Source organism: Melghirimyces profundicolus (assembly GCF_003054245.1).
In the GTDB taxonomy this organism is placed as follows: Bacteria; Bacillota; Bacilli; order Thermoactinomycetales; family DSM-45169; genus Melghirimyces; species Melghirimyces profundicolus.
Genome location: NZ_QBKR01000012.1, coordinates 20,868 through 47,817 on the forward strand (window position 1 = coordinate 20,868; position 26,950 = coordinate 47,817).

23 protein-coding genes and 2 riboswitches are annotated in these 26,950 nt (G+C 56.9%); of the genes, 17 read left to right on the forward strand and 6 right to left on the reverse strand.

Features of this window, described 5'->3' with window-relative positions; all coding sequences use genetic code 11:
- The first annotated feature begins 196 nt into the window (after positions 1-196).
- Together uvrC and mobA are read left to right on the forward strand one after the other, a co-directional pair.
- Positions 197-2,002: an excinuclease ABC subunit UvrC gene (gene uvrC / locus C8P63_RS09590; RefSeq protein WP_108023588.1), complete on the forward strand. Its 1,806-nt coding sequence runs from the start codon at positions 197-199 to the stop codon at positions 2,000-2,002.
- Positions 2,002-2,622, forward strand: a complete 621-nt coding sequence (gene mobA, locus C8P63_RS09595) for a molybdenum cofactor guanylyltransferase (RefSeq protein ID WP_108023590.1) — start codon at positions 2,002-2,004, stop codon at positions 2,620-2,622. The genes uvrC and mobA overlap by 1 nt, the downstream gene beginning before the upstream one ends.
- Before the next feature lie 47 nt (positions 2,623-2,669).
- Here mobA and tatA read toward each other — a convergent pair whose 3' ends face one another.
- A complete protein-coding gene (gene tatA / locus C8P63_RS09600) occupies positions 2,670-2,858 on the reverse strand; it encodes a twin-arginine translocase TatA/TatE family subunit (RefSeq protein ID WP_108023593.1) in 189 nt (62 codons plus the stop codon).
- A 679-nt stretch (positions 2,859-3,537) separates the two neighbouring features.
- A riboswitch (Lysine riboswitch) is annotated at positions 3,538-3,725 on the forward strand.
- A 123-nt stretch (positions 3,726-3,848) separates the two neighbouring features.
- Here tatA and C8P63_RS09605 point away from each other — a divergent pair.
- The 9 genes from C8P63_RS09605 (at position 3,849) to sdhB (ending at position 15,657) form a co-directional block, all read left to right on the forward strand.
- Positions 3,849-5,090, forward strand: a complete 1,242-nt coding sequence (locus tag C8P63_RS09605) for an aspartate kinase (RefSeq protein WP_108023595.1) — start codon at positions 3,849-3,851, stop codon at positions 5,088-5,090.
- Between the two features lie 521 nt (positions 5,091-5,611).
- Positions 5,612-7,249: a peptide ABC transporter substrate-binding protein gene (locus C8P63_RS09615; protein ID WP_108023599.1), complete on the forward strand. Its 1,638-nt coding sequence runs from the start codon at positions 5,612-5,614 to the stop codon at positions 7,247-7,249.
- Positions 7,250-7,344: 95 nt separating this feature from the next.
- A complete protein-coding gene (locus tag C8P63_RS09620; RefSeq protein ID WP_108023601.1) occupies positions 7,345-8,271 on the forward strand; it encodes an ABC transporter permease in 927 nt (308 codons plus the stop codon).
- 1 nt (position 8,272) lies between these two features.
- Positions 8,273-9,193 carry an ABC transporter permease gene (locus C8P63_RS09625; protein ID WP_108023603.1) on the forward strand — a complete coding sequence of 307 codons (921 nt, stop codon included), beginning with the start codon at positions 8,273-8,275 and terminating at the stop codon, positions 9,191-9,193.
- Positions 9,194-9,205: 12 nt separating this feature from the next.
- Entirely contained in the window at positions 9,206-10,228 is a 1,023-nt protein-coding gene (locus C8P63_RS09630) for an ABC transporter ATP-binding protein (protein ID WP_108023605.1), read from the forward strand.
- A gap of 72 nt (positions 10,229-10,300) precedes the next feature.
- Positions 10,301-10,404: riboswitch (SAM riboswitch) on the forward strand.
- Positions 10,405-10,529: 125 nt separating this feature from the next.
- Positions 10,530-11,669: a homoserine O-acetyltransferase MetX gene (gene metX, locus C8P63_RS09635; protein WP_108023607.1), complete on the forward strand. Its 1,140-nt coding sequence runs from the start codon at positions 10,530-10,532 to the stop codon at positions 11,667-11,669.
- Between the two features lie 484 nt (positions 11,670-12,153).
- The gene (locus tag C8P63_RS09640) at positions 12,154-12,795 is read left to right on the forward strand and encodes a succinate dehydrogenase cytochrome b558 subunit (protein ID WP_108023609.1); all 642 of its coding nucleotides are present in this window, start codon (positions 12,154-12,156) and stop codon (positions 12,793-12,795) included.
- Positions 12,796-13,108: 313 nt separating this feature from the next.
- Positions 13,109-14,884 carry a succinate dehydrogenase flavoprotein subunit gene (sdhA, locus tag C8P63_RS09645; protein ID WP_108023612.1) on the forward strand — a complete coding sequence of 592 codons (1,776 nt, stop codon included), beginning with the start codon at positions 13,109-13,111 and terminating at the stop codon, positions 14,882-14,884.
- Positions 14,881-15,657 carry a succinate dehydrogenase iron-sulfur subunit gene (gene sdhB, locus C8P63_RS09650; RefSeq protein WP_245920816.1) on the forward strand — a complete coding sequence of 259 codons (777 nt, stop codon included), beginning with the start codon at positions 14,881-14,883 and terminating at the stop codon, positions 15,655-15,657. The genes sdhA and sdhB overlap by 4 nt, the downstream gene beginning before the upstream one ends.
- Before the next feature lie 249 nt (positions 15,658-15,906).
- Here sdhB and C8P63_RS09655 read toward each other — a convergent pair whose 3' ends face one another.
- The 3 genes from C8P63_RS09655 to C8P63_RS09665 form a co-directional block, all read right to left on the reverse strand.
- Positions 15,907-16,791 (reverse strand): DUF1002 domain-containing protein, encoded by an 885-nt coding sequence (locus C8P63_RS09655; protein ID WP_108023614.1) that lies wholly within the window; start codon positions 16,789-16,791, stop codon positions 15,907-15,909.
- Positions 16,792-16,911: 120 nt separating this feature from the next.
- Positions 16,912-18,450 carry a fumarate hydratase gene (locus tag C8P63_RS09660; RefSeq protein ID WP_108023616.1) on the reverse strand — a complete coding sequence of 513 codons (1,539 nt, stop codon included), beginning with the start codon at positions 18,448-18,450 and terminating at the stop codon, positions 16,912-16,914.
- 112 nt (positions 18,451-18,562) lie between these two features.
- The gene (locus C8P63_RS09665) at positions 18,563-18,817 is read right to left on the reverse strand and encodes a DNA alkylation repair protein (RefSeq protein ID WP_108023618.1); all 255 of its coding nucleotides are present in this window, start codon (positions 18,815-18,817) and stop codon (positions 18,563-18,565) included.
- Between the two features lie 138 nt (positions 18,818-18,955).
- On the opposite strand from C8P63_RS09665, the gene C8P63_RS09670 reads away from it, so the two are divergent.
- On the forward strand, positions 18,956-20,602 hold the full coding sequence (locus C8P63_RS09670) for a M2 family metallopeptidase (protein WP_108023620.1): 1,647 nt from the start codon (positions 18,956-18,958) through the stop codon (positions 20,600-20,602).
- 29 nt (positions 20,603-20,631) lie between these two features.
- On the opposite strand, the gene C8P63_RS09675 is transcribed toward C8P63_RS09670, so the two are convergent.
- Entirely contained in the window at positions 20,632-21,477 is an 846-nt protein-coding gene (locus tag C8P63_RS09675; protein ID WP_108023622.1) for a hypothetical protein, read from the reverse strand.
- Between the two features lie 202 nt (positions 21,478-21,679).
- On the opposite strand from C8P63_RS09675, the gene C8P63_RS09680 reads away from it, so the two are divergent.
- The 3 genes from C8P63_RS09680 to C8P63_RS09690 are packed head-to-tail and all read left to right on the forward strand — an operon-like array spanning position 21,680 to position 25,585.
- Positions 21,680-23,263, forward strand: coding sequence for a spore germination protein (locus tag C8P63_RS09680; protein WP_170109592.1), 1,584 nt, complete (start codon positions 21,680-21,682; stop codon positions 23,261-23,263).
- On the forward strand, positions 23,260-24,471 hold the full coding sequence (locus tag C8P63_RS09685; protein WP_108023626.1) for a Ger(x)C family spore germination protein: 1,212 nt from the start codon (positions 23,260-23,262) through the stop codon (positions 24,469-24,471). The genes C8P63_RS09680 and C8P63_RS09685 overlap by 4 nt, the downstream gene beginning before the upstream one ends.
- 13 nt (positions 24,472-24,484) lie before the next feature.
- Positions 24,485-25,585 (forward strand): GerAB/ArcD/ProY family transporter, encoded by a 1,101-nt coding sequence (locus tag C8P63_RS09690; protein WP_108023628.1) that lies wholly within the window; start codon positions 24,485-24,487, stop codon positions 25,583-25,585.
- A gap of 52 nt (positions 25,586-25,637) precedes the next feature.
- Here C8P63_RS09690 and C8P63_RS09695 read toward each other — a convergent pair whose 3' ends face one another.
- Complete coding sequence (locus C8P63_RS09695) at positions 25,638-25,874, reverse strand: YczF family membrane protein (RefSeq protein WP_108023630.1); 237 nt, start codon at positions 25,872-25,874, stop codon at positions 25,638-25,640.
- Positions 25,875-26,014: 140 nt separating this feature from the next.
- Here C8P63_RS09695 and C8P63_RS09700 point away from each other — a divergent pair, with 140 nt between their 5' ends.
- Both C8P63_RS09700 and C8P63_RS09705 read left to right on the forward strand, forming a co-directional pair.
- Entirely contained in the window at positions 26,015-26,500 is a 486-nt protein-coding gene (locus C8P63_RS09700) for a hypothetical protein (RefSeq protein WP_108023632.1), read from the forward strand.
- Positions 26,501-26,738: 238 nt separating this feature from the next.
- Positions 26,739-26,930, forward strand: coding sequence for a helix-turn-helix domain-containing protein (locus tag C8P63_RS09705; protein ID WP_211308273.1), 192 nt, complete (start codon positions 26,739-26,741; stop codon positions 26,928-26,930).
- Positions 26,931-26,950 lie beyond the last annotated feature (20 nt).

Sequence of the window (26,950 nt, forward strand, 5' to 3'; positions counted from 1 at the left end):
GTTTTTTCGCAAAACCATCGTATCTTTTCCAGGATAGCAGGACAAGCGGCAGGAATGAAAGAAAAATCTTCTTTCACTCTTTATAACGAAAGTTTCATCCGTCGGTTTCCGTCAGACGCCACTTTCAGTGAAAGGCTCCACCGCACAACGGTTTGGATCGTGTGTTATGATAAGGATCAGGAGGGAATCGGGAACCATGAAAGAGAAAATACGAGAGAAGCTCTCGCTCCTCCCCGATCTGCCCGGTTGCTACCTGATGAAAAACGACCGTGGCGATATTCTGTACGTGGGGAAGGCGAAGAGCCTCCGAAACCGGGTGCGCTCCTACTTCACCGGCAGCCATGACGGCAAGACGCAACGGTTGGTCTCCCAAATCGAGGATTTTGAATACATCGTGACGGAAAGCGCAACGGAGGCCCTCATCCTGGAAGCCAATCTGATCAAGCGTCACCGTCCCCGTTACAATGTCTTGATGAAGGACGACAAGTCCTATCCCTATATCCGCCTGACCAAAGAGACTCATCCCCGGTTGGAAGTCACCCGGAATATCAAAAAGGACGGATCGCGGTACTTCGGTCCTTACCCCAACGCGCAGGCTGCACAAGAGACGAAGAAGTTGTTGGATAAGCTGTATCCCCTGAGAAAATGCCGGACGTTGCCCAAGCGGGTCTGCCTTTATTATCATCTGGGACAGTGTCTGGCTCCCTGCGAATTCGACGTGGATCCGACCCAGTATGAAGAGATGACCCGGAACATCGTCCGTTTTTTGAACGGAGGGTACAAGGATGTTCAAAGGGATCTGGAACAAAAGATGCAGAAGGCCGCGGAAGAACTCAACTTCGAACGAGCCAAAGAACTCAGGGATCTGATCCGCCATATCGAAGCGGTGATGGTGAAACAGAACATCACGCTCAATGACGACTCCGACCGTGACGTATTTGGCTATGCCGCGGACAAGGGGACGATGTGTGTCCAGGTCTTTTTTGTCCGCCGGGGAAAACTGATGGAACGGGATGTGGCCATTTTTCCCCATTACGGGAAGGAGGAAGAGGATTTTCTTTCCTACATCACTCAGTTCTACCATGAGAAGCCCGCTTTGCCGAAGGAGATCAACCTGCCTGAAGCGGTGGACGCCCAGCTGTTGGATGACTGGCTGACCGGAGTTCACGTCCACATCCCCCGGCGGGGGATGAAGAGGCGACTCGTTCAGATGGCGAATGAAAACGCGCGGATTGCTCTGGAAGAACGGTTCAAACTGATCGAAAGAGACAAAGGTCGAACCGTGGAAGCCGCCCACAAACTGGGGGAAGCGATGGGGATCGGTTATCCCAAACGAATCGAAGCCTTTGACAACTCCAACATCCAGGGAACGGATCCCGTTTCCGCCATGGTGGTCTTTACCGACGGCGCCCCCGACAAAAAAGAGTACCGCAAATACAAAATCCGTTCGGTCCAGGGAGCAGATGATTATGAAACCATGCGGGAAGTGGTCCGGAGGCGTTATACCCGGGTGCTGAAGGAGGACCATCCCCTTCCCGACCTCGTCGTGGTTGACGGAGGCCGGGGGCAGATGTCGGCGGCCCGGGATGTCCTGGAAAACGAACTGGGGCTGTTCATCCCCGTCGCCGGACTGGTGAAAGACGAGCGGCACAAGACGGCGCGTCTGTTGGCCGGCGATCCTCCCGTGGAAGTGGATCTGCCCCGGGGAAGCCGGGAGTTTTATCTCCTCCAACGCATTCAGGAAGAAGTGCACCGCTTTGCCATCACCTTTCACCGGCAGACTCGTGGGAAATCCATGATCCGCTCGGTCCTGGACGAGATCCCGGGGGTCGGAAAAAAACGGAAACAGCTTCTCTACAAGCATTTCGGTTCCTTGGAACGGATGCGGGAGGCCAGTGTCGAGGAATATCGGAAGGCCGGAATCGGGGACAAGTTGGCCCGTGAAATTCAGTCCCACCTCCGGAAAAAGGAAAAGACGGGTGAAAGAGAGGAAAAACGGTGATGGAAGAAAAAGCGGGGTTGATCATTCTGGCCGGGGGCCGGTCCCGCCGGATGGGGCGTGACAAGGCCCTCTTGACCGTGGCCGGGGAAACCATGATCCGGCGTTTGCTGAAACAGTTCGGAGACAGGGAAGCCTGGACCCCGCTGATCAGTTCCAACCGCCCGGCTCTGCACGGGGAGGCGGGAGTCCCCGTGGTGACCGACCGGTATTGGAGAAGAGGGCCCTTGGCAGGGATTCATGCCGGGCTTCTCCGTTCTCCCCATGCCCTCAACCTGGTGATCGCTTGCGATCTGCCCTACGCTTGTCCCGAGGTGGGAGGGCGGCTTTTGAAGTTGGCGGCGGAGGGCGGTTCCGGCGCCGTGGTGCCGGTGGTCCATGGCCGGATGCAACCGCTCTTTGCGGTTTACCACCGCCAACTGGCCGGGCCCATGGGGGCCTTTCTGGAATCGGAAGACGGACAGGTGCAAAGCTTTCTGAAAACCGTGCCGACCCGTTATGTGAAGGAACCGTTTCCGGAAAACGTTTTTTTCAACATGAACCGCCCGGAAGACCATCATCGGGTGGAAGAATGGGAACGCGCCACCGACGGGGATCCGGGAGAAGGATTCACGAAAAGCTGACGAAAAATGGAACCCCCTGCAGGTCTGGCAGGGGGTCCCGTTTTCCGTCATTTCCGGTCGGCGTCCTTGGCGCCGTCGGAATCCTTTTTGTCGTCGGCCAAACCGGAGACGCTGTCTTTAAACTCCTTCAGGGTCCGTCCCGCGGCCCGTCCCAGTTCGGGCAGCTTGCTCGGTCCGAACAGCAGGAGTGCGGCCAGGATGATCAGAATCAATCCGGGAACACCAATGGTACTCACAGAGCTCAACTCCTTGTGCACCGGTCTGCGGGACCGGCATGTATCATCAACCGAAACGTGGTTATTCACCCGCATCTTCCTACCCCGTATTATACTTTCCCGATTCCCGGATGCCAAGTTAACGTTTCATGTCAGGCGTGTTGATGATCCATTAATCGAAAGGAAGTCGTGTTGCCATAGCGAGCCACCCCGCGAGACTTGTGCTCTCTTGAGTGCATAGCGCTCTTTACCATCCTGCCTGGCGGAGAGCTGCAGGGAAGGCGTTTAAGGGGAACCCGTCTTTTTTGTGAAGCGTTAAACGGCTTTTCTCCTGCCCTTGCCGGTGATTCGGAGGGGAAAGGTCGCACTTCGATGCCGGATGGCCGGGATCTGAAGGGATGAATGGGAGTCGGGAGGAGTCCCGAGTCATTGACAAATCGGGAGTGAAACCTTAGAATCATTCAAAAACGAATGTGGCTGTGCCCCTCACAGACCCGCTGTGGTGTCCGATTTTTTTCACAGGACGAAGGAGCGCAACGAGAAGGAGGATTTCTTATACAGAGCACTTCATCATCCGTTGTTCTCCGCTTGTGGGGTCGGGAGAGACTGTGTTAACATCAGTAGCAACAACGGGAGAGACTCGAATTTGACGTTTTCATTTTGCTCCCAAAAGGAATTGAATAAAGGAATCCTCACGTTCGTGTGAACTAGAGGAGCGGTTGTCATCAGTACCTGCCGTGAGGTGCGGCGCCTGTGACCGGCAGGGAAAGGGACGTCCGCCGAAGTTTTCTCCCTGTGCCGCCGGGAGGGAAGACTGGGACCGGATCCGAACAGGGACGGGACTGTCACGTTGCGCCATAAGGGCGTTCGTGGAGCACTACGTGTCACAGGGAGCGAGCGAGGCTGTTTTTTGCCGTCAGTTAAGGCGACAGCTGGACCTTCCTGCTGTCGCCTTTGCTGTTCAGCGGGTCGAAAACCATTTTAATTAAGGAGAGGAGCTCTCAAACCGACATGGGACTTGTGGTGCAAAAGTTTGGCGGAACATCCGTCGGAAGTGTGGAACGAATCAAACATGTCGCGGAACGGGTGGCCCGCACCCGGGCGGAAGGTCATCAGGTGGTGGTGACCGTCTCCGCGATGGGAAAGACCACCGATGAGCTGACCGCCCTGGCGGGAAAGGTCTGCGACCGTCCGCCCAAGCGGGAGATGGATGTTCTGTTGACGACCGGGGAACAGGTCAGTATTTCACTCCTGTCCATGGCCCTCATGGAGAAAGGAGTGAAAGCCCGGCCCATGACCGGCTGGCAGGCCGGAATCCAGACCGACCCGATCCACGGCAAGGCGCGGATTGAACATATTGACACCGGGAACATACGCGAATCCTTGGAACGGGGAGAGGTCGTCGTCGTGGCGGGCTTCCAGGGCGTCTCCCCCGAGGGAGCCATCACCACCCTGGGACGCGGAGGTTCCGATACGACTGCGGTGGCTCTCGCAGCGGCCCTCGATGCCGACCGTTGCGAAATTTACACCGATGTGACCGGAGTCTTTACCACCGATCCCCGGATGGCTCCCAAGGCGAGAAAGTTGTCCGAGATCTGCTATGAAGAGATGCTGGAACTGGCCAATTTGGGGGCGGGTGTGTTGCACCCCCGTTCCGTGGAGTGTGCCATGTCCCACCGGGTCCCGCTGGTGGTCCGGTCCAGCTTTGAGGATGAAGAAGGAACCTGGGTGAAGGAGGCCGATCGGATGGAAGAAGAATTGAACGTACGGGGGATTGCCCACGATTCGGAAGTGGCGCGGGTGAAAGTGATGGGACTTCCCAATCGCACCGAGATGTTGACGCTGTTGTTCAACAAACTGGCGGACGCCCACATCAACGTCGACATGATTGTCACCAGCGAGCACGATGACGAACGGATCGATGTGGCTTTCAGCGTCCATGAGGATGAGTTGGAACAAGCCGGACAAGTCATCGAATCCCACCGGGAGGAACTGGATTACCTGAAGCTTCTCTCGGAGACGGGGCTCGCCAAAGTGTCCGCCGTGGGAGCCGGCATGGTGACCAACCCGGGGGTGGCCGCCAAAATGTTTACCTCCCTCTCGGATGCCGGCATCCGGATCAAGATGGTCTCTACCTCCGAGATCAAAATCTCCTGTGTGATCGCCAAAGACCAGGCGGCCAAGGCGGTGCAGGAATTGCACACCGTCTTCGGACTCGATGTCGAGGAAGCGCTGGCGACGGTCAGCTCCTGAGGCCGCTGCGTACGCTCACGGATTGTTTCAGAAGGCGCCGGAACCACCGGCGCTTCTTTTCTGTTCGGGGATGACGGTTTGATCGAAAGCCCATGACGGAGAAGAAATTTTCACCTCCCGCTTCTGTCCGTCGTCGGAAAGAGATCGACCTTGTTTTCTGCAACGGGAAGCGTGAAATTTAAATTGAAAAATGGAACCGGGTCTCGATGGTTCCCGATCCCGGAAAGGACGGGGAACCGGAATCGATGTGTTTAAAGCAGGAAAACAGACCGATGCGAAACGGAAGCCTGAGCGTTCTCTGTTTTTTTGTTTTTATAACATAATTCATGAAGAAAAAATAAAAGAAAAATTGAAACAACACAGCAGGATTTTTTCGGGGGAAGACGAATATAGATTAATGGGACGGGTGAAGCAGTCCAACTTTCGGGGACATCATCCCTTCGTCCTAACGGACGTCACCCGGTAACGGCAGTCGGAGTGACCGAGCTTCGAGCCGTCACATTACTCAAGGGGGTTTTGACATGTCAAAGCATCTGACGAAGATGGTCGCACTTCTGGCCATCCTCAGCATGACCTTCCTGGCCGCCTGCGGCGGCGGGAGCGACGCCGGTGGCACGGAAGAAGCGAAACAGGTACTGAACGCCGGTTATGCGCCATCCGAGCCGCCGGATCTGAACCCGAACACGGCGACGGATTCCACGTCCGGTTTTGTTCTGCGTCACACGATGGAAGGGCTGACCCGGATGAGCGAGGACGGGCAACCGATTCCCGGGGTCGCCGATAAATGGGAGCCCAACGAGGACGGAACCAAGATCACATTCCACCTCCGGGACGACGCCAAGTGGTCCAACGGCGATCCGGTGAAGGCGGAAGACTTCGAATACGCCTGGAAACGGGTGCTGGATCCGGAGACCGCCGCGGATTACGCCTACCAGCTCTTCTACCTGAAAAACGGGGAGAAGTACAACGCCGGCAAGGCCGACAAGGATGAAGTCGGGGTGAAAGCCGTCGACGACAAGACGCTGGAAGTCGAGCTGGAAAAGCCGACCCCGTACTTCATGAGCCTGACCTCCTTCTACACCCTGTTCCCCGTGAACAAGAGCGTGGCGGAGGAGAACAAGGACTGGGCCGCCGACGCCAAAACCTTCGTCGGCAACGGTCCCTTCAAGCTGAAGGAATGGAAGCACGACGAAAAACTGACTTTGGTGAAAAACGAGAATTACTGGAACAAGGGCAAAGTGAAACTGGATCAGATCAACCTCCCGATCATCACGGATGCGAAGACGGGCTACCAGCAGTACAAGTCCGGGGAATTGGATGTGGGCGACAGCACCATCCTGCCGACCGAGCTGGTCGCCTCGGCGCTGGAAAAGGGAGAGGCGAAGTCCGACAAGATCCCGGCTTCCTACTTCTACATGTTCAACACGAAAGAGAAGCCCTTCAACAACGCGAAGATCCGCAAAGCCTTCGCCTTGGCCATCGACCGCAAGTCGATCGTGGAAAACGTGTCCCAGGGCGGACAGGGCCCGGCCACCGGTTTCGTGCCGTGGCAGATGCCGGACCACGCCGAGGAGAAACCCTGGGTGGAAACCCGCGAGGATTACCTCCAACCCACCGCCCAAGCCGATGAAGCCAAGAAGCTGCTGGAAGAAGGCATGAAAGAAGAGGGCATCGACAAGCTGCCGGAGATCGCCATCAGCTACAACACCGACGAAGGGCACAAGAAGATCGCCGAAGCGATTCAGCAGATGTGGAAAAAGAACTTGGACGTCGATGTCAAACTGAACAACATGGAATGGAAAGTCTATCTGGATAAAACCAAGTCCGGCGACTACCAGATCGGACGCCTCGGCTGGCTGCCCGACTACATCGACCCGATGACCTTCATGGACATGTGGGTGACCGGCGGCGGCAACAACGACACCAAGTGGAGCAACAAAAAATACGACAAGCTGATCAAGGAAGCCAAGTCCACCGATGATCAGAAGGTGCGGATGGAGAAGATGCATGAGGCGGAAGAGCTCCTGATGGAGGAAATGCCGATCATGCCGATCTACTTCTACACCCAGAATTATATGCAGCAGGATTACGTCAAAGGGGTCAAGCGCCTGCCTGATACCAGCACCGACTTCAGTGAGGCCTACCTGACCGGGAAGTAAGGTTGAAACTGAACATAAGGGCTTAGGCAAGGTCACCCCGTCCGGGGTGACTTTGCCGTGCCCGATTCTTTCTGACAGCCGGAGGTGATGGACGGATGTCTCGATATATTGGGAAACGCTTGGTTTTGATGCTGGTGACGCTGTGGGTGATTTCCACTCTCACCTTTGTCCTGATGCACTCCATTCCCGGAGACCCCTTTTCATCGGAGAAGAAACTGCCCAAGCAAACCTTGGAGAACCTGAAGGCGAAATACCATCTGGACGAGCCGTTGCCGGTTCAGTATGTCCTCTATATGAAAAACCTGGTGATGTTTGACTTGGGGGTCTCGATCAAAAGTGAGACCCGGACCGTCAATGAATATATCTCGGACGGTTTCCCGGTATCGGCGGAATTGGGCGCCTATTCCATGATCCTGGCCTTGGTGCTCGGAATCGGCATGGGCGTTCTGGCGGCATTCCGGCAGAACAAGCTGGCCGATTACAACGTGATGGTATTGGCCGTTCTCGGCCTCTCCGTCCCCAGTTTTGTGATCGCTCCATTTTTTCAAAAATGGTTCGGAGGAGACTGGCTTCCCCTGATGGGGTGGGGGGATTTTAAACATGCGATCTTGCCGGCGGTCGCCTTGAGCTTTTTGCCTTTGGCGCTGGTCACCCGACTGATGCGTTCCAGCATGTTGGAAGTGATGGGCCAGGATTACATCCGGACCGCCCGGTCCAAGGGACTGCCGCCCTGGCGGGTGATCACCCGGCACACCCTGCGGAACGCGATCATGCCCGTGGTCACCATCATCGGCCCGCTGGCGGTGGGGATTCTCACGGGAAGTTTTGTGATTGAGCACATCTTTTCCATTCCCGGCATCGGAAAATACTTTGTCGACAGCGTTTTAAATCGGGACTACTCATTGATCATGGGGATCACCATCTTTTACTCCGCTTTGCTGATTTTAGTGAATTTTCTGGTGGACCTGGCCTACGGGCTGATCGACCCCCGGATCAAGGTCGGCGGAAAGGAGGCGAATTGACATGGCGATTCCCGCGGAAAAATTTCGACGGGTGGAACGCAGGCAGACGGAAGCGGAATCCATCCGCCGGCCCAGTGTTTCTTTCTGGCAGGATGCGTGGCGCCGTCTGAAGAAAAACTGGGCGGCCATGATGGGGCTGTACATGATCATTTTTCTGGTGGTCATGGCCATCATCGGTCCGTGGATGACGGAACACAATTATTATGAAACGAATCTGGCGGAGGGCAAGAACCTGGAACCTTCCGGTGAGCATTGGTTCGGGACGGATGAGCTGGGCCGGGATGTGTTTGTGCGGACTTGGTGGGGAGCCCGTATTTCCCTCACCATCGGGATCACCGCCGCGCTGATCGACCTGGTGATCGGTGTGATATACGGCGGAATTTCCGGATATAAGGGGGGACGCACGGACGAGATCATGATGCGGATCGTTGATGTGCTTTGGGGTCTTCCTTACCTTGTGCTGGTCATTCTGCTGTTGGTGGTGATGGAACCCGGGGTGTTCACCATCATCGTTGCCTTGAGCATCACGGGGTGGCTCAACATGGCCCGCGTGGTTCGCGGGCAGGTCCTGCAGTTGAAAAGCCAGGAATTCGTCATGGCCGCCCGGACTCTCGGGGCCGATACGAAACGGCTGATGATGAAACACCTGATTCCCAATACGATGGGACCGATTCTTGTCATCCTGACGTTGACGATCCCCACAGCCATTCTTTCCGAGGCGTTTCTCAGTTTCCTCGGGCTGGGCGTGCAGGCGCCGGTGGCCAGCTGGGGGACGATGATCACCGATTCCACCGTGGTCATCCTTACCGATGAATGGTGGCGCCTGTTCTTTCCCGCATTTTTCCTCAGCATGACGCTTTTGTCTTTCAACTTATTCGGGGACGGATTGCGGGACGCGCTGGACCCGAAAATGCGGAAGTGAGGAGGGAACTAGATGAAGCCACTGTTGGAAATCAACAACCTGCATGTGTCCTTTAATACTTATAACGGGGAGGTCCAAGCGGTCCGGGGGGTGAATCTTCACCTGAACAAAGGGGAAGCCCTGGCCATTGTGGGGGAATCCGGAAGCGGGAAAAGCGTAACCGCTCAATCCCTCGTCCGCCTGATTCCTTCGCCGCCGGGGCTCATCAAACAAGGGGAAGTCCTCTTTGATGGAAGAGATCTGACCCAGGTCAGTGAAAAAGAGATGTTCAAGATCCGGGGATCGGAGATCGGAATGATCTTCCAGGATCCGATGACCTCCCTCAACCCGACGATGACCGTGGGCAAGCAAATCATGGAGGGGTTGATGTGGCACCAGGGTTACGGGAAAGCCCAGGCCCTTCAAAAAGCGGTGGACATGCTCCGGCTGGTGGGGATCCCCAATCCGGAGAAGCGGGTTCACCAGTATCCCCACCAATACAGCGGGGGAATGCGGCAACGGGCCATGATCGCCATCGCACTGGCCTGCAATCCCAAAATCCTGATCGCCGATGAGCCGACCACCGCCTTGGATGTGACGATCCAGGCCCAGATCCTGGAGCTGATGAAGGAGCTGCAGGAAAAGATGGAGACCGCCATCATCCTGATCACCCATGACCTGGGTGTGGTGGCGGAGATGGCTCAGCGGGTGGCGGTGATGTACGGGGGCAAAGTGGTGGAGACGGGGACGGTGGAGGACATCTTTTACCGTCCGCGTCATCCCTACACCTGGGGATTGATCCAATCGATGCCCCGGCTGGACCAGAAGCGGGAGGAAGACCTCATCCCGATTCCGGGTTCACCGCCGGATCTGTTGGATCCCCCCAAGGGGTGCCCCTTCGCCGACCGGTGTCCTCATGCAATGCAGATTTGCCACGAGGAAATGCCGGAATGGACGAACGTGTCCGATGTGCACCGGGTCACCTGCTGGTTGGAGCACCCTGACGCCCCTCCGGTGGAACGGGAGGAACCCAGGGTGAACATCGTCTCCAGATAAAGTGGCTTTTCACCTTGACATTTGAGCTGAATCGTCTTATGATAAACCCAATTCCATATTGCGATTCACTTCTTCTTATCCAGAGCGGTGGAGGGACTGGCCCCATGAAACCGCGGCAACCACCCTGTCAAGGGAAAGGTGCCAACTCCTGCGGGGGTAACCCCGGAAGATGAGAAGAGGTTGGTGAGGTTGCCGTTTGATCACACCGCCCTCTTCCTTCCGGAAGAGGGCGTTTTTATTCGAAAGGCTTAAGTCGGGATCCGGTCGCCATTGATGCGTAACATCGTCAGGAAGGAAGGGGATGCTCATGCCGGTCACTGCCCGGATCTTCGAAAGACGAACCGTATCCGTGGGATCCGTTCGCCTGGAAGGCGGCGGGACCCTCCCGGAAGTGGAAGTTGCTATGGAAACCGCTGGGCGGGCACCAGAACCGGACGGAAGCAATGTGGTGGTGGTGTGCCATGCTCTTACCGGTGATGCCCACGCGGTGGGGGACGAAGAGGATCCCGGCTGGTGGGACGGTCTGGTCGGCTCCGGCAAAGCGGTCGACACAGACCGCTTCCACGTTGTGACCATGAACGTATTGGCCGGTTGCAACGGAACGACGGGTCCTTCCTCCGTCAATCCGGATACAGGGCGCCCCTACGGTTCCTCCTTTCCCTTTGTCAGTATCCGGGATATGGTGCATGTCCAAAAACGTGTCCTGGAGCAGCTGGGAATCGACCGGGTCAACATGCTGATCGGAGGCTCCATGGGAGGAATGATGGTCCTGGAATGGGGAGTGATGTTTCCCCGGTTCGCCCGCAAGCTGGTCCCCATCGCCACGGCCTCTTCCCTCACACCCACCGCCATCGCCTACAACGACATCGGGAGACAGGCGATCCTGTCGGATCCCGATTACCAAGGGGGTCATTACTATCCCGGGCAGGGACCGGTCAACGGGATGGCGTTGGCCCGGATGACGGCAATGGTGACCTACCGGACCCCGCAGCTCTTTGAGAAGCGCTTCAGCCGGAAGCTGCAGGCGGAAGGGCCTGTAACCCGGATGAATTCCCTGTTTCAGGTGGAGAGTTATCTTCGTTATCAGGGGAAGAAGCTGGTGGACCGGTTTGACGCCAACAGTTATCTCTATCTGCTGAAGGCCATGGACACCCACGATCTGGGACGCGGACGGGGCGGCGTGGAGAAGGCCCTTTCCCGGGTCGAAGCCGAGGTGCTGGTGATCGGGATCCGGGAGGACCAGCTGTTTCCCATCCACCAGCAACGGGAGCTCCATCAGACGTTGAGCCGGCTGGGTAAAAGCTGTGATCTTCTGGAGATCTCTTCGGATTACGGTCATGACGCCTTCTTGGTCGACTTCGAAGAAACGGGGGAGCGGATCCGTTCCTTTCTGGAAACATACGAGGTGCAAAGCGGGAGTCCGAAAGACCGGGTCGGTTGACGGACCTCCCTCTTTTATTGTTTGAGCCGGGAGTTGCTGCCGGTGCGGAGTCGGTATTTTTCGGTTGGCCGAGAGAAGTTTCACCAGCGGGTCCTTCTTTGTGAAGCTTTCCGAAGGGCTTTCTCCATGAGCTGAACGCTTCCCCTTTTTCTCGAAACGAACATGAATTCACAACGCTTCCAGGGTTGCGTGGCAGAAGCCCATCTCCCTGCCCGGTAAAATGGGTCATCGGCAACCTTGAAATTTGATGTGTTCTTTGTCCCTGCCAGGGGTATTTTACCAAGTGAGCCGGTAAGCACAACTTGACGCTCTGTCAAAATTGGGAGTACAATGAAATTGTCATTGGCATGAAACTGTTCTTCCTGTCAACTGAAGATTTATTCAACCATACCGGCGGATCGCCGGTCGCATTTTTGAAGGGGAGAAGGTTTCCGTACCAAGTAACCGTTATACTTACCAATAGGGGCAAATGGGGGGCAGATGAATGAAGCACCGCAGTTTTTTTCACAGACGGTTGCACTCCCTGCTGGGTGTCATCCCAGTCGGCTTTTTTTTGGTTGAGCATTTGATTACGAACCATGAAGCAACCAAAGGTGCCGCGGCTTATGTTGAGCAGGTGGAGTGGATCTGGGGCATCCCGTTCCTGCCGGTATTGGAGATCTTTTTTATCTTTCTTCCTCTCCTGTACCATGGTGTCTACGGGTTATACATCGCTTTCACGGCGGAGAACAATCTCTCGAACTTCAGTACTTTTCGGAACATCATGTTTATGCTCCAGCGCGTAACCGGTGTCATCACGTTGATCTTCGTCACCACGCACGTATGGGAGACCCGGTTGAAAGTGGCGTTGTACGATTACAATGCCGAGCAGTTGACCAGCCTGACCGCGAACCTGTTGTCCGATCCATTGACCCAAGTATGGTATGCGATCGGGATCGTGGCGGCCGTGTTCCATTTCTCCAACGGCATGTGGTCTTTCCTGGTATCCTGGGGGGTCACCGTCGGTCCCCGGGCCCAGCGGATTTCCTCCTATGTGTGGGCGGTCGTGTTTGTCCTGGTCAGCTATGTCGGACTCCGGGCACTTTTCGCGTTCAGTGAACTTGCCAATCAATTGGCTCAGCGTTAGAAAGGGGCATTGCCATTGGGGGCTTGCAGAGCCACAAGCCCGGATCGGACCAACCTGAGCCCTGCGAGGGTTGCGTCAGGAGCGAATGGATCGGTACCATGGGATGCTTCCCCCGTCCCATGCTCTGCGTCGGGTGGTAAGGGTTCAGCCAATGCTGCCTGCACTTAAAACCGCTCCATCACCTTGGTGAGGGGATCTTTATCCCGCGAAAGCGGAGTGCGGTGAAAACCGCAAAGAATGGGGGGCTGACGCCCCCGCCCATATTTCCTCCCCATGTCTCAAGACAGGGGTTTCCATATGGAGGTAGCGTGCGATGAAGAAAGAAAAAGTTATCATCGTCGGCGGCGGCCTCGCCGGTTTGATGGCCACCGTCAAAGTGGCCGAAGCGGGAGCCGACGTCGACCTGTTTTCGATCGTACCTGTCCGCCGTTCCCACTCCGTCTGTGCCCAGGGAGGTATTAACGGAGCAGTGAACACCAAAGGGGAAGGGGATTCCCCCTGGGAACACTTCGACGATACCATCTACGGCGGCGATTTTCTTGCCAATCAGCCCCCGGTTAAAGCGATGACGGAAGCGGCTCCGGGGATCATCTACCTGATGGACCGGATGGGCGTTCCCTTTAACCGGACGCCCGAGGGACTGTTGGATTTCCGCCGTTTTGGGGGAACCCGACATCACCGGACGGCCTTCGCCGGCGCCACAACGGGTCAGCAACTGCTGTATGCCCTCGATGAACAGGTGCGTCGCTGGGAAGTGGCGGGAAACGTTACTAAATACGAACACTGGGAGTTTTTGTCCATCGTTCAGGATGATGAAGGGCGCTGCCGCGGGATCGTCGCCCAGGACCGGCGCAGCATGGAGATTCGGGCGTTCCGCGCCGATGCGGTGATCATGGCTTCCGGCGGCCCGGGGATCATCTTCGGAAAATCGACCAACTCCATGATCAACACGGGAACGGCGGCCAGCGCCGTCTACCAGCAGGGCGCTTATTACGCCAACGGGGAATTCATCCAGGTGCACCCCACCGCCATCCCGGGGGATGACAAGCTGCGGCTGATGTCGGAATCTGCCCGGGGGGAAGGCGGACGCGTCTGGACCTATAAAGACGGAAAACCCTGGTACTTCCTGGAGGAAATGTACCCCGCCTACGGAAACCTGGTGCCGCGGGACATCGCCACCCGGGCCATCTTCAAGGTTTGTGTGGACATGAAACTGGGGATCAACGGGGAAAACATGGTATACCTCGACCTTTCCCACAAAGATCCCAAAGAGCTGGACATCAAACTGGGCGGCATCATCGAGATCTACGAGAAGTTCATGGGAGAAGATCCCCGCAAGGTTCCCATGAAGATCTTCCCGGCGGTTCACTACTCCATGGGCGGTCTCTGGGTGGACTTCAATCAGATGACCAACATCCCGGGACTGTTCGCCGCAGGCGAGTGTGAATACCAATACCACGGTGCCAACCGTCTGGGTGCCAACTCCCTTCTCTCCTGCATCTTCGGCGGAATGGTGGCCGGCCCCAACGCCCTGGAGTACATCCGAGGGTTGGACAAGTCGGCGGAAGATCTCTCTTCCACCCTCTTTGAGGCCCAACAGAAGAAGGAGCAGGAAAAATACGACAACATCCTCAAGATGGACGGGGACGAAAACCCGTATAAGCTGCACAAAGAGCTGGGTGAATGGATGACGGACAACGTGACCGTGGTCCGTTACAACGACCGTCTGAAGAAAACCGACGACAAGATCCAGGAATTGATGGAACGCTGGAAACGGATCAACGTCGGCGACACCAGCACTTGGAGCAACCAATCGGCCTCCTTCGTCCGCCAGTTGTGGAACATGCTGGAGCTGGCCCGGGTGATCACCCTCGGCGCCTACAATCGGAACGAAAGCCGCGGGGCCCATTACAAACCGGAATTCCCCGAACGGAACGACGAAGAATGGTTGAAGACAACGAAGGCCAAATACACGGAAAACGGGCCGGCCTTCGAATACGAGGAAGTGGACACCTCCCTCATCAAGCCGCGCCCGCGCCGTTATGACGTGGCCAAACAAGCTGAAGAGAAGGGGGCGGAGAGCCAATGAGCGAACAGCAGACGATGACGGCGGACGAGAAAAAAACCGTTCGCTTCATTATCACGCGTCAGGATTCTCCGGAGAGCGAACCTTATGAGGAAGAGTTCGAGCTGGAGTACCGCCCCAACATGACCGTGAACTCTTCCTTGATGGAGATTCAGCGCAATCCGGTCAATGCCAAGGGAGAACGGGTGTCTCCCGTCGCCTGGGAGGCCAACTGCCTGGAGGAGGTCTGCGGGGCCTGTTCCATGGTGATCAACGGCACACCCCGTCAGGCTTGCTCCACCTTGGTCGATGAGCTGGAACAGCCGATCCGGGTACAGCCGATGAATACGTTCCCGGTGATGCGGGACATGGTGGTGGACCGGAACCGGATGTTTGATACGCTGAAACGGGTCAAGGCCTGGATTCCCATCGACGGGACCTATGATCTCGGTCCGGGGCCGCGGATGCCGGAAGTGGAACGGCAATGGCGGTACGAGTTGTCCAAGTGCATGACCTGCGGGGTTTGTGTGCAGGCTTGTCCGAATGTCAACTCCCGATCCAACTTTATCGGTCCTTTTGCCGTGGCACAGGTCGACCTTTTCAATTCCCATCCCACCGGGGCGATGAACAAGCACGAACGGACCGATGCCCTCTTGGAGGACGGCGGTCTGCAGGAGTGCGGGAACTCCCAGAACTGCGTGCAGGCTTGCCCCAAAGGAATCCCCTTGACAACGGCCATCGCCCGGATGAACCGGGAAGGAACCAAGCACATGTTCCGCAAATGGCTTTCCCGTTAACGGCCGAAACAGCGAATACCAAGCACCCTCCGAAAGGAAGGGTGCTTTTTGTTTTGTCTTTGGGCTCAAGGATGGATCAGGGAGGTGGTATGGTTGCAACCACCGGGCTGGATCCCAAAAGAACGATCATCCGGGAGTATGCCCGCTGCAGGACCGGGGAAAAAGAGAAGCCGTAGCAGGCAGTGATGACTCCGATCTTCATGAAAAAAACCGGCCGAAAGTTCCTTCGCCCGGTTTCATCTCATTTCCTCAGGATGAGAAGGCTTTTTTCAGTGAATCAATCAGTTCGGCCAGCCAAGTAAACAGCTTGTCGAGGAAGCTTTTCGCCTCTTCGGAGTTGACCACCTGATCCAGGTTTCTCTTCAGCTGGTCCAACTGGCTGCTCAGGCTGTCCCAGTCGATGTTCAGCTCCGAAAATTTGACCATCAGATTGGTGATCCGTTCGATGTCTTGGTCGTTCAGGTTGATGTTCATGTCTCCGGCCACGTTGACAATGATGTCGCGCACTTCTTTCGCGGATTGAGGTTGTTCCTGGGCGATTTCATCCTTGACCCGGTTCATGAATTCGACAGCCTTCTCTTTGTCTCCGATGGATTGACCCAGCTCGGAGGTCCGGACCATCTCTTCATTGGCGACCTGTTTTTGTTCTTCTGTGATGTTCTTGCCGGCGGCCGCTTCAAAAGCTTTCAGGATTCCCGTCAATCCCGCGGTTCCGGAGACTTCCATCGGTGCCGTGACATACACCTCTGCATCTTTCACCCCGGCCGTGACCAGGGCGTTGGCATACATCTGATCGGTGATGGTGCTGATATTGTTGGTTTCGACCTGAATGCCGGACCCTTTTTCCGTCAGGGTGATTTTTGCGGAGGAAAGGGCGCGGCTACCGATGGTGGCCTCATCCAGGTATTGGCCCAGGTAGCGGTGCTCCTCTTCGTTGGTGACCGTGATCTGTTTCACGTTGTTGTCGACATTCATCTCTTGAAGGATCTGTTCCTTTTGCTGGGGGGTCAGATCCTGCCCGAGCGTCACCACCGTCTCACCCGTCACAGCATCGGCGAAGGCGGTGCTTGGAACGGCAACGGCAAAAAGGAAAAGGCCGATGAGTGCCCACAGGGATTTGTTTTTCTTTTTCATTTCCGAAAACCCCCTTTCACCCATATATAGACGATGATAAGGATCGGAATGTTTCATCGGATGAGCTGGATGAAAAAGGGGCTGCTGACGATCCATCATTGTCAGCAGCCCCAAACCGCTTCAGGCGAAGACTTTTTCCCTGAATTGGGCCAGCCGTTCCAGGGAATCCAGTTCGACATCCTTGTGAAGGCTGTTGCCGTGTGCGTCCATGGTGACGATGGCGGCGAAGTTCTTCACCCTGAGGTGCCACATCGCTTCCGGAACCCCGAATTCCATGAAGTGAACGCCTTCGACCCCTGTGATGCAATCGGCGTAGTACTGGGCGGCGCCGCCGATGGCATTCAGATAGACGGCGCCGTGTTCCTTCAGGCCTTCCAGGGTGCGGGCGCCCATGCCGCCTTTACCGATCACGGCACGGATGCCGAACTTTTTGATGATATCGGCCTGGTAGGGTTCTTCCCGAATGCTGGTGGTGGGGCCCGCCGCCTTGACCTCCCAGTTTCCATCCTTGTCTTTCAGCATCACCGGGCCGCAGTGATAGATGACACCGCCTTCCAGATCGACGGGAGCATCGTGGTCGATCAGGTATTTGTGGAGCGCGTCCCGGCCGGTGTGAATCAGCCCGTCCAGAATCACCACATCCCCGACCGAGAGGTTTCGGATGTCTTCTTCGGAGATGGGGGGCGTCAACCGGACTTCCCGCGTGGACGAGGCGGGAGCTTCCTGTTTCGGCTCGGACACCGTGACGGATTCAAACTTGGGTTCGTCCTTATAGAGCCAACGGTTGATGTTTCCCGTTTTCGGGTCGATGCTCACTCCTTGACGGCGAAACGCCCAGCAGTTGTATGCCACCGAGACGTAGAAGCTGGCCGGAATCCGGTGCATGGATCCGATTTTGCAGCCGAGGAGGGTGGTGTTTCCGCCGAAGCCCATGGTGCCGATGCTGAGCTTGTTGGCGTTTTCCATGATGTAGTCCTCCAGGCGGGCCAGATCCGGATGGGGATTGGTGTCATCCGCTTTGCGGAAGAGTTGCTTTTTCGCCAATTCATAACCGGTGGTCCGGTCGCCTCCGATTCCCACACCGATGAAACCGGCGCTGCACCCCTGACCTTGGGCCTGATAAACGCTGTGGATGATGCACTTTCGGATGCCGTCGAGATCCCGTCCGGCCCGGCCCAGTCCTTCCAGTTCACAGGGGAGGCTGTATTGGATGTTTTTGTTTTCACAGCCGCCCCCTTTTAAGATCAGACGGACATCGATCTCGTCTTTGTCCCACTGTTCATAGTGGATGACCGGAACGCCTTCGCCCAAGTTGTCTCCGCTGTTCTCGCCGGTCAGGGAATCGACGGAGTTGGGGCGGAGTTTTCCGGTGCGGGTCGCTTCCACGACGGCTTCCCGGATCGCCTGCGTCATCTTCAGTTGGTTGACGCCGACGGGAACATGAATATAGAAGGTGGGCATGCCCGTATCCTGGCAGATGGGGGAGACATTCTCCTCCGCCATTTGGATGTTGTCGGAGATGGTGGACAGGGCCAACGCAGCCCGTGTCCCGGCATTCTCCCGTTCTTTCGCATTCCGGATGGCTGCGCGGACATCCGGGGGGAGGTTGGTGGAGGTTTCCGTGATTAACTCCAGGATCGATTCTTTTAATGATTCCATGGGACCAACAAACTCCTTTGTGTCAGGTTCCTCTCACCTCCCATTATACAGAAAGAATGAGCCCGGGAACACGGGGTTCCCGGGCATCGATCGACGGACGGAAAATCGGGGATCAAAGGCAGGGCTCCCCGGTCCCCCGGCGGGCCGTTTTGATAAAGCGTTCCTCCGGGTCGATGACACCGCAAACCCCGCATTGGACCCGGCGGCTTTCTCCCCGGTAAGGGGCCTGGAGGGGGTCGCTATCGTCCACTTCTTCCACAATCTCTCCGGTTCGCGGATCTTTTTTCACGGGGTGGACCACCTGTTCAATCAGATTGAAGCGGCTTCGGTTGGTTCCGCAGGCGGGGCACAGATAGGGGTTATCCATGGCTGACACCTCCTGGGCACAGTTTTCCCCCTATCAGCGATCTCATGTGCACCCTGTCTCACAAAAGGAGAAAACGCTGACGGGGAAGAAGAACAGGAGGGGAATCCAGTGAAATACAAATAGAAAGGGGACAGGGAGTTGGAGAACGGAGCACGATCCTTTCTGCAAGAAACGCTGCCCGCCATCCGCGAAATGGAACAGAAGCTGGCCGAAACCCACTGGAAGGCGTCGACCACGGGAAACCGGGAATTTGAGGCGGAATACGCCCGGCTCCTCAAGGAGAAAAGGGAGTTTCTGGCCGACGCGGAGCGCCTCAAGAGGTTGGAAGAGATCCGGAAGGAACCGCCGGAAGATCCCCTCTTGGCACGGCAGCTCGACCTTTTGTACCGGGAATTCGCCGCCTGTCGGATGGAACCGGATGAGATCGAAAAGCTGGTGGAGATGGAAACGGAGATCGAAAGCACCTTCGTCCATTTCAGAGCCGATTACGGGGGAAAGAAAGTTTCCGACAATGAGCTGAAGAACCTCCTTCGGACGGAATGGGACCCCTACAAACGGAAAGCCGCATGGAAGGCCGGCAAACAGGTGGGGGAAGTGGTCGCCGGGAACATCCGTGAGCTGGCCAAGCTCCGAAACCGGATCGCCCGAAAGAGCGGGTATCCCAATTTTTACGATATGCTCCTTCAATTCAACGAGATCGATCAGGGAGAACTTTTTCGGGTGTTGGAACGGTTGAAGGAAGAGACCGATCTTCCTTTTTCCCAAGTGAAGGCGGAACTGGACAAGGCCGTGGCACGGCCGTATGATTTTCTGCGTCCGGAAGGGGTCCGCCCCTGGCACTATACCGACCCTTTTTTCCAACACGCCGATCCCATATTCGGGGTGGACACGGACGAGTGGTTACGGGAGTGGAAGCTGGAGGAGTTGGCGAACCGGACCTTCCGGGAGATGGGGCTGGAAACCGAAGAGGTCCTACGCCGGAGCGACCTATACGAGCGGGAGGGAAAATCCCGGCATGCCTTCTGCCTCGATATCGACCGGGAGGGGGACACCCGGATCCTGTGCAATCTTCGGCCCGATGCTTCCGGGTTGGAGACGTTGCTCCATGAGCTGGGTCACGCCGTTTACGATCAGTACCACGATCCGGATCTTCCCTGGCTGTTGAGACAACCGGCCCATATCGCCGCCACCGAGGCGATTGCCATGCTGACGGGCCGCATGACGAAGGTGCCGGCTTGGTGGGAACGGGTGGTGGGGGTGTCCTCCGACGAACTGGACAAGATGAGGGGGGAACTGGAAAAACAGGCGGTGCTGGACAGGCTGGTCTTCATCCGGTGGAGTCTGGTGATGGTTTATTTTGAACGGGATCTGTATGCTGACCCTGACCGGGACTTGGATACGCTCTGGTGGGATTATGTGGAACAGTTTCAGTTCGTGCCGCGGCCTGAAGGACGAAAAGCCCCTGACTGGGCGGCCGAGATTCATCTCGGAACCGCGCCGGTCCACTATCAGAACGATCTCTTGGGGGAATTGATCGCCTCACAAATTCTGGAGGCGATGAAGAAAACCTTTCCCGGGGCGGAACATCCGCTGGTGAACAACCCGGAAGCGGGCGAATATCTGAAAAAACGGATCTTCCAACCGGGAGCAAGGGAATCCTGGCAATCGATCCTGGAGAAGGCGACGGGGGAAAAGCTGAATCCGGGCCCTTTCCTCCGGCACTGCGTACTGGAAGTGAAGGAAGAAAAAAGGCCCGGGAAACCCTCCCGTCCCGCCAAAAAATGAACAGAATGACCCCCGCCGTCGGGCGGGGGTCATTCTTTCTCTTCTTCTTCCGGCGGGGGAGCGATCAGGGCTTCAAACCGGTCGTTTAACTGACGGAAATGCTCCCGGATTCTGGATTTGCTCCACCCCTTTTCCGTCAAGAGGAGCAGGTGGTCCAACCAGAGCGGGGACCAGGAGAGCTCCATCGTTTCCTGGGTGAAGGAGTGGGCGGCGATTTCCCTGAGGCGGTAAACCCGCTGCCGGAAAACAAAGGGCCCCCAACGTTTTTTTCGGACTTTGGGCAGCCGGTGATCGGCCCGCCCGAAGCGCGTGGATTCCAGGTGATGGAACCATTCGTGGTACAGGTGAAGGGCGATCAAATCATCTTCCGCCACCCGGTGGACCGATTGTTCAAAGAACGTTCTCAGCTGATCCATGGAGGAACGGTAGATTTCGATGGTGGGCGGTTTGGGCCGGTATTGGGCTCGTACCCACCCTCCCGGATCCGTGACTTTCCGTCGGACGAAGTCAACCCGAACGCCGGAACGGAGGATCCGGTTGATCAGGCGGGTAAGATCTCCCCCGCAGGATTCACCCTTGGCAGCCTCACGGCCGAATGCCATCGCTTCCTCCAAATATCGGGGAATCAGGCGCGTGGGGAGAAAGGGATACATTTCATCCTGTTCCAATTCGGTAAAAGCGAGGGCGTCAGCTGGAAGGGTCGGCCAAAACTTCTCCAGAGGAATGGTTTTCAAGCGGTGTTCACGGGGGGGAGTCACCGTCCCCGTGCCGCGGATGTCGGTTCGGCCCGTCTTCCATCCCCCCTCTGTTCGTGGTGATGAGCGGAAGCACGCCCTTCCCGTGAAGGCGGTGTCTTCCACTTCCGTCTTTCCCATGCTATGTGATCGGCGGCTTGACCTATCACCGCAAAACGTTCCGAAGGACCGGGGAGTGGTTTCTTGATCCCGACGGTCGTCGGCTTCATACCGCAGGTCGATGGGGCCTTATGAAGAGTTGGCCGGGAACTGGGTCAAGAGAAACCACTGCATAAATCTACCACCGGATTGGCAAATTACAACAGAAGACGAGGTGAGCCGTATGCGGAAGAAGAGAAGCGCCAGGAAGGGTTCCAAAAGCCTGCCCAAGCAGTTGCAGTACCGGGATCAGGATCGGCTGTTTTCCTCCTTGGAAGAGAATCTGTCAAAAATCCAGCAGGAGATGGGCCACAGCTCCGACCTGGTCATTCGGCGGATCGAAGCGGGAACAGATCCGAAGCATTCCGTTGCCTTGGTGCAGATCGAAGGGCTGGTCGATGACCGACGGGCCGACGAGTTTTTGACCAAGTCGATCATGGTGGACTCCGCCCCGATGGATGTGGAGACCCCCTTTTATGATTTTGTCAAGGAAAATGCCCTCAGCATGAGTAACGTGCAGCTCGTCTCAAGGTGGGAGGAACTGTTTCACGCCTTGTTGGACGGAAAGACCCTGGTGCTGGGAGAGGGATGGCCCGAAGCCCTGTGCGCCGACACAGCCGGTGGCGACAAGCGGCCCGTCACCGAGCCCGCCCTCCAGACCGTGATCCGGGGTCCCCGGGACAGTTTCACGGAGACCTTATCCACCAATCTGGCCCTGGTGCGCCGACGGATCAAGAGTTCGAAACTGTGGGTCCAATCGCAGCAAGTGGGAAAAATGACCCGGACCGAGGTCGCGGTGCTGCACCTGGAGGGGATCGCCGATCCGGACACGGTGAAGGAAGTCATCCGGAAGATCCGGCAAATCAACATTGACGGGGTCTTGGAGTCGGGCTATCTGGAAGGCTTCATCCAAGACAAAACCCGCACTCCCTTCCCCACGGTCTACAACACGGAACGGCCGGATGTGATTGCCGGCGGGCTCCTGGAGGGGCGGGTCGCCATCCTCATGGACAATACCCCGGTGGCTCTCATTGTACCCACCACGTTTTTTCAGTTTTTAACTTCGGTGGAGGAGTACTACCAGCGTTGGGACATCGCCACCGCCACCCGGATTTTGCGGTTTCTCATCTTCACCATTTCCCTGATGGGGCCGTCCATCTATGTGGCGTTTAAGGCCTTTCATCCCACGTTGATCCCCACGGAGCTGATGGTCAACCTGATGGCCCAACGGGAGGGAGTCCCGTTCCCCGCCATCGTCGAGGCGTTCCTGATGGAAATCACCTTCGAGATTTTACGGGAGGCGGGGATCCGGACGCCCCGTCCCCTGAGTACGGCGGTCACCATTGTGGGGGCGATCATCATCGGGGAAACGGCCATCCGGGCGGGCCTCGTCACCCCGAGCATGGTGATCGTGGTCTCGATCACCGCCATCGCCAGCTTTGCCACCCCGTCCTATTCCCTCGCCAACTCCGCCCGGCTGATCCGTTTCGGCCTGATGCTCAGCGCCGGGCTCTTCGGTCTGTTGGGGCTGACGTTGGCCCTGATCGTGTTGGTGGCCCACATGAATTCCCTGCGTTCCTTCGGGACCCCGTATCTCATCCCGGTCGCTCCCTTCGTTCCGAGGGACCAGAAGGACTTGTTCATCCGTATGCCTTGGGAGGCTCTGAGCACCCGGCCCCGTACAGCCCGTCCCTTGGACGATCAACGCATACCCGAGGGGCAGGATCCGGAGCCGACCCGGGATCCCAAGGAGGACGACCCCTCATGAAGCGGCTCCTGTCCGTCTTTCTACCCCTCTGTCTTTTAACGACGGGGTGCTGGGATTACAGAGAATTGGATAATCGGGCAGTGGTGATGGGGATGGGAATCGACAAAGCGGAAGACGGGCGCTACCGGATCTCATTCCAGATTGCCAACCCGAACCGGGTTGCCCAGCAAGCCGGCGGCCAATCCGGCGGCGGGGGTCCCGCCGGTTCCCCGGTCACCACCTATGCGGTGACGGGTTCCAACATCACCGAGGCGATCCGCAAAGCGACGGAGAATGTGCCGAGGCAAATCTTTTTAGCCCACCAGCGGTTGGAGGTGATCAGCGAGGCGGTGGCGCGGGAAGGAATCGGGCCGCTGTTGGACGTGATGGAACGGGACCCCCAGGGGTCGATCCATATCCCCGTTTTGGTGGTCCGGGGAGGAACGACGGCGGAAGCCGTGTTGAGCACCCTGCCCCCCCTGGAGGAGATCCCGGCGACAAAGATTTATGACCAACTGAAGACCCATGAAGAGATGTCCGGGGAAACCTACGCCGTGGATGTGACGGAAGTGTTGCGGGCGTTGACCCAAAAGGGAAGACAGCCGGTGTTGCCCGGAGTGCGGCTGATCGGGGATCCCGCGGTCGCCGAAAACATGGAGACCATGGAACACGCCCTGCCCCTGGCCAAAGTGAAGTTGGACGGCATGGCCATGTTCAACCGGGACGGGAAGCTCGTCGGATGGATGAACGGCGCCGCCGCCCGGGGATTGGCCTTTATCAACAACAAAATCCAAAACACCGTGGTCCATTTGGATTGCAAGGGACGGAAAAAGGAAGTCTCCGTGGAAATCCAGCGGGTGAAAACCTCCATCCGTCCCCGGTGGAATCACGGGAAGTGGACCTTTCACATTCACCTCACCGGGGAAGGGAATGTGCACGAAGTCAACTGCCCGTTAAATCTGGAAGATCCCCGGATCCTCGACCGGTTGGAAACCCAATTATCCCGGGAGGTGAGCCGGGAAGTCCGAGAGGCGGTCCGTGCCGCCCAAGGGGCGGGAACCGACGTGCTGGGGCTGGGAGAGGCGCTGCACAGAGAACGGCCCGACCTGTGGAAACGGTGGGAAAAAGACTGGCACCGACGCTTTCCCAAGGTGAAGGTGCAAGTCTCTTCCACCTTTGTCCTCCGAAGGACGGGAATGCGGTTCAATCCCCATCAGAAAGAGCAGTGAGGAGGGAAGGGAAATGGAACGGGAAAGCATCAGCCCATTCCAACTGTTTCTGCTGGTGATGCTTTTTGAATTGGGAAGCGCGGTCGTGGTTCCCCTGGGTCTGGACGCGAAACAGGACGCGTGGATCGCGATCCTGTTGGCGCTGGTTCCGGCCGTGGGTCTGATATGGCTATACAGCTTCCTGCATCGCCGGTATCCGAATCGGACCCTGATCGGCACCCTGCAAACGTTGTTGGGAAAACCCACCGGGTGGACGGTCGGACTGTTGTACGTCACCTATTTTATGTACATCGCCACCCGGGTGTTGCGCGATTTCGCCGAGCTGTTGGACGCCTCCTTCTTTCCGCAGACCCCCATGATGATCGAGACGGTGCTGATGGTCTTTTCCATTGCTTATGTTGTCTCATTGGGGATCGATGTGATCGCCAAAACAGGGCAGATCTTTGCGTGTTTGTATCTGTTGTCCCTCCTGGTGGCTGTGTTGTTGTTGCTCTTTTCCGGTGCCGTCGAAATGGAATCCCTTCAGCCGGTCGCCGAGGACTGGAAGCGGATCTTCGAGGCGGCGTTTCCGGTGGTTTATACGTTTCCCTTCGGGGAAATGATCGTGTTCACCATGTTGTTTCCCTACGTACGGCCAAAGAGTAACGTGATGGGAACCGCGATCGGGGCAATGGTGCTGAGCGGTTTGGTGATCAGCTTGGTGGTTGCGACGGAAATTGCGGCATTGGGGGCGAACATCGTGAGTCGGGGTTCTTTCCCTCTGTTGACCACCATCGCGAAGGTCAACATCGCCGACTTTATCCAGCGGGTGGAGGTCTTGGCCCTTTTGATCCTGATCGTCGGGTTGTTCTTCAAAATCGCCCTTTTCTTTTACGCCGCCCTGATCGGGGCGGCGGAGCTGTTCCGCCGGAAATCCCACCAACCCTTGGTCCTCCCTTTCTCCATCATTCTGATCCTGCTTTCCATGATGATCGCCGGCAATCTTCCGGAACACATCCAGGAGGGGCTGAAGGCGGTGCCTTGGTATCTGCATCTGCCGATGCAGACCGGGCTGCCGGTCTTGCTCTCCATCATTGCTTTGATTCGGGGCCGTTCCCGGAAAGCCGGTGTCTGAACACCGTCCCTTCTGAAACGCGAACATGGTGGGAAAGGGGATCCGGTTTTTCTCACTCCCATGTGCGCGCTTTCCCGTTGCCTTTTTTGAATCGATTCCAAACCAACCGAATGACGGGGAGTGCCAGGAGTCCGATGGTCGTGAGGAATTCGACAGGATCCATGACCCAGAAGGGATTCCGAAGGCGGAAGAGCATTTCTTGGACCGGTAAACCCTGGATCCAATCCATCCAGAGGGTGACGGCTACCAGGAGAAGAAACATCAAGAGGGAAACCAAGAGCACCTTCATAACCAACCTCCTCTCTCTACGTTGTGATGGGTTCGTTCCATTCTTATGCTCTACAATCCGGCCCTTCCTCAACCGAAAAGGAAGCGGGATGAAACACCCGCAATGTTGGCGGACCCAAACATGAAGGAGCGTGGCGGATCATGTTTTTGCACGGCATTCCCTATGTCCATTTGGTCAAGCAGTTTCCGGTTTTGGAAGCCGACGGAAAAAAAGACCGGAAAAGCGCAAGCCAAAAATCCGACGCCCGGCATTTGGTCCGGCAGATGGGGTTTGAACCGATCCATCTGCTCCGTACTGGCCCGGGGTATGCCCTGGTGGAATGTGTCCGGGAGTGCCTCCGATACGGAGACACGGTTCTGGCTTTTTCCGGTCTTCCTTATCCGCGGATTCAACTGAGCCGGCACGAATGGGGCGTCCCCCGCCTGGAGATGGGATGCGCTTCCTGGATCCTGACCACCCGGGATTCCGCCGCCGGTTGGCTCAAACGGCATCTGCCCCGGGTTCCCGTGCTGATGTGGGAAGAAGCGGGGAGAGAGGGGAGTCGCCGGGACGTCGGCGGTTCCGGTCGCAAGAGGGACAGGCTGTCAGGTGATCCCGACCGAAGCGGGCCGTGTTGGATTTCCTGAAACCGCCCAAGGCTTCCGGCGTCACCCCTTCTCCTCAGGTGACATAGGATAACATTGTCCCCTTGGATTTTACGAGCCGGTGCCGAAGCAGAAAGAATGCCCAATTTTCAACGTCTTCGCACCACGACCAGAGCCTGTTCATAAGATAACGTGACCTGAGTCCCTGACCCTCGTGTTCTAAGAGTCCGAACAAGGAGGGGTGACGCACTTGGCGAGCAACCAGAAAGGGAAACCCTTGATGACCAACAGGGAAAGGGAAGTATTCGAGCTGTTGGTGCAGGACAAGACAACCAAAGAAATCGCTCAGCAACTGTTCATCAGCGAAAAAACCGTCCGCAATCATATTTCGAACGTGATGCAGAAACTCAACGTAAAAGGACGGTCCCAGGCAGTCGTGGAATTGGTCCGGCTCGGTGAACTGAAGATCTAGTTTCCCCCTTTGGCCCTACC

Coding starts and splice junctions, on each gene's coding strand:
- C8P63_RS09625 (WP_108023603.1), top strand. CDS start 8,273: ATGGCGATTCCCGCGGAAAAATTTCGACGGGTGGAACGCAGGCAGACG.
- C8P63_RS09695 (WP_108023630.1), bottom strand. CDS start 25,874: ATGAAGGTGCTCTTGGTTTCCCTCTTGATGTTTCTTCTCCTGGTAGCC.
- sdhB (WP_245920816.1), top strand. CDS start 14,881: ATGAGCGAACAGCAGACGATGACGGCGGACGAGAAAAAAACCGTTCGC.
- uvrC (WP_108023588.1), top strand. CDS start 197: ATGAAAGAGAAAATACGAGAGAAGCTCTCGCTCCTCCCCGATCTGCCC.
- C8P63_RS09660 (WP_108023616.1), bottom strand. CDS start 18,450: ATGGAATCATTAAAAGAATCGATCCTGGAGTTAATCACGGAAACCTCC.
- C8P63_RS09685 (WP_108023626.1), top strand. CDS start 23,260: ATGAAGCGGCTCCTGTCCGTCTTTCTACCCCTCTGTCTTTTAACGACG.
- C8P63_RS09705 (WP_211308273.1), top strand. CDS start 26,739: ATGACCAACAGGGAAAGGGAAGTATTCGAGCTGTTGGTGCAGGACAAG.
- C8P63_RS09640 (WP_108023609.1), top strand. CDS start 12,154: ATGAAGCACCGCAGTTTTTTTCACAGACGGTTGCACTCCCTGCTGGGT.
- mobA (WP_108023590.1), top strand. CDS start 2,002: ATGGAAGAAAAAGCGGGGTTGATCATTCTGGCCGGGGGCCGGTCCCGC.
- C8P63_RS09620 (WP_108023601.1), top strand. CDS start 7,345: ATGTCTCGATATATTGGGAAACGCTTGGTTTTGATGCTGGTGACGCTG.
- C8P63_RS09655 (WP_108023614.1), bottom strand. CDS start 16,791: ATGAAAAAGAAAAACAAATCCCTGTGGGCACTCATCGGCCTTTTCCTT.
- C8P63_RS09700 (WP_108023632.1), top strand. CDS start 26,015: ATGTTTTTGCACGGCATTCCCTATGTCCATTTGGTCAAGCAGTTTCCG.
- C8P63_RS09680 (WP_170109592.1), top strand. CDS start 21,680: ATGCGGAAGAAGAGAAGCGCCAGGAAGGGTTCCAAAAGCCTGCCCAAG.
- C8P63_RS09665 (WP_108023618.1), bottom strand. CDS start 18,817: ATGGATAACCCCTATCTGTGCCCCGCCTGCGGAACCAACCGAAGCCGC.
- C8P63_RS09615 (WP_108023599.1), top strand. CDS start 5,612: ATGTCAAAGCATCTGACGAAGATGGTCGCACTTCTGGCCATCCTCAGC.
- C8P63_RS09605 (WP_108023595.1), top strand. CDS start 3,849: ATGGGACTTGTGGTGCAAAAGTTTGGCGGAACATCCGTCGGAAGTGTG.
- metX (WP_108023607.1), top strand. CDS start 10,530: ATGCTCATGCCGGTCACTGCCCGGATCTTCGAAAGACGAACCGTATCC.
- C8P63_RS09630 (WP_108023605.1), top strand. CDS start 9,206: ATGAAGCCACTGTTGGAAATCAACAACCTGCATGTGTCCTTTAATACT.
- C8P63_RS09675 (WP_108023622.1), bottom strand. CDS start 21,477: ATGGGAAAGACGGAAGTGGAAGACACCGCCTTCACGGGAAGGGCGTGC.
- C8P63_RS09690 (WP_108023628.1), top strand. CDS start 24,485: ATGGAACGGGAAAGCATCAGCCCATTCCAACTGTTTCTGCTGGTGATG.
- sdhA (WP_108023612.1), top strand. CDS start 13,109: ATGAAGAAAGAAAAAGTTATCATCGTCGGCGGCGGCCTCGCCGGTTTG.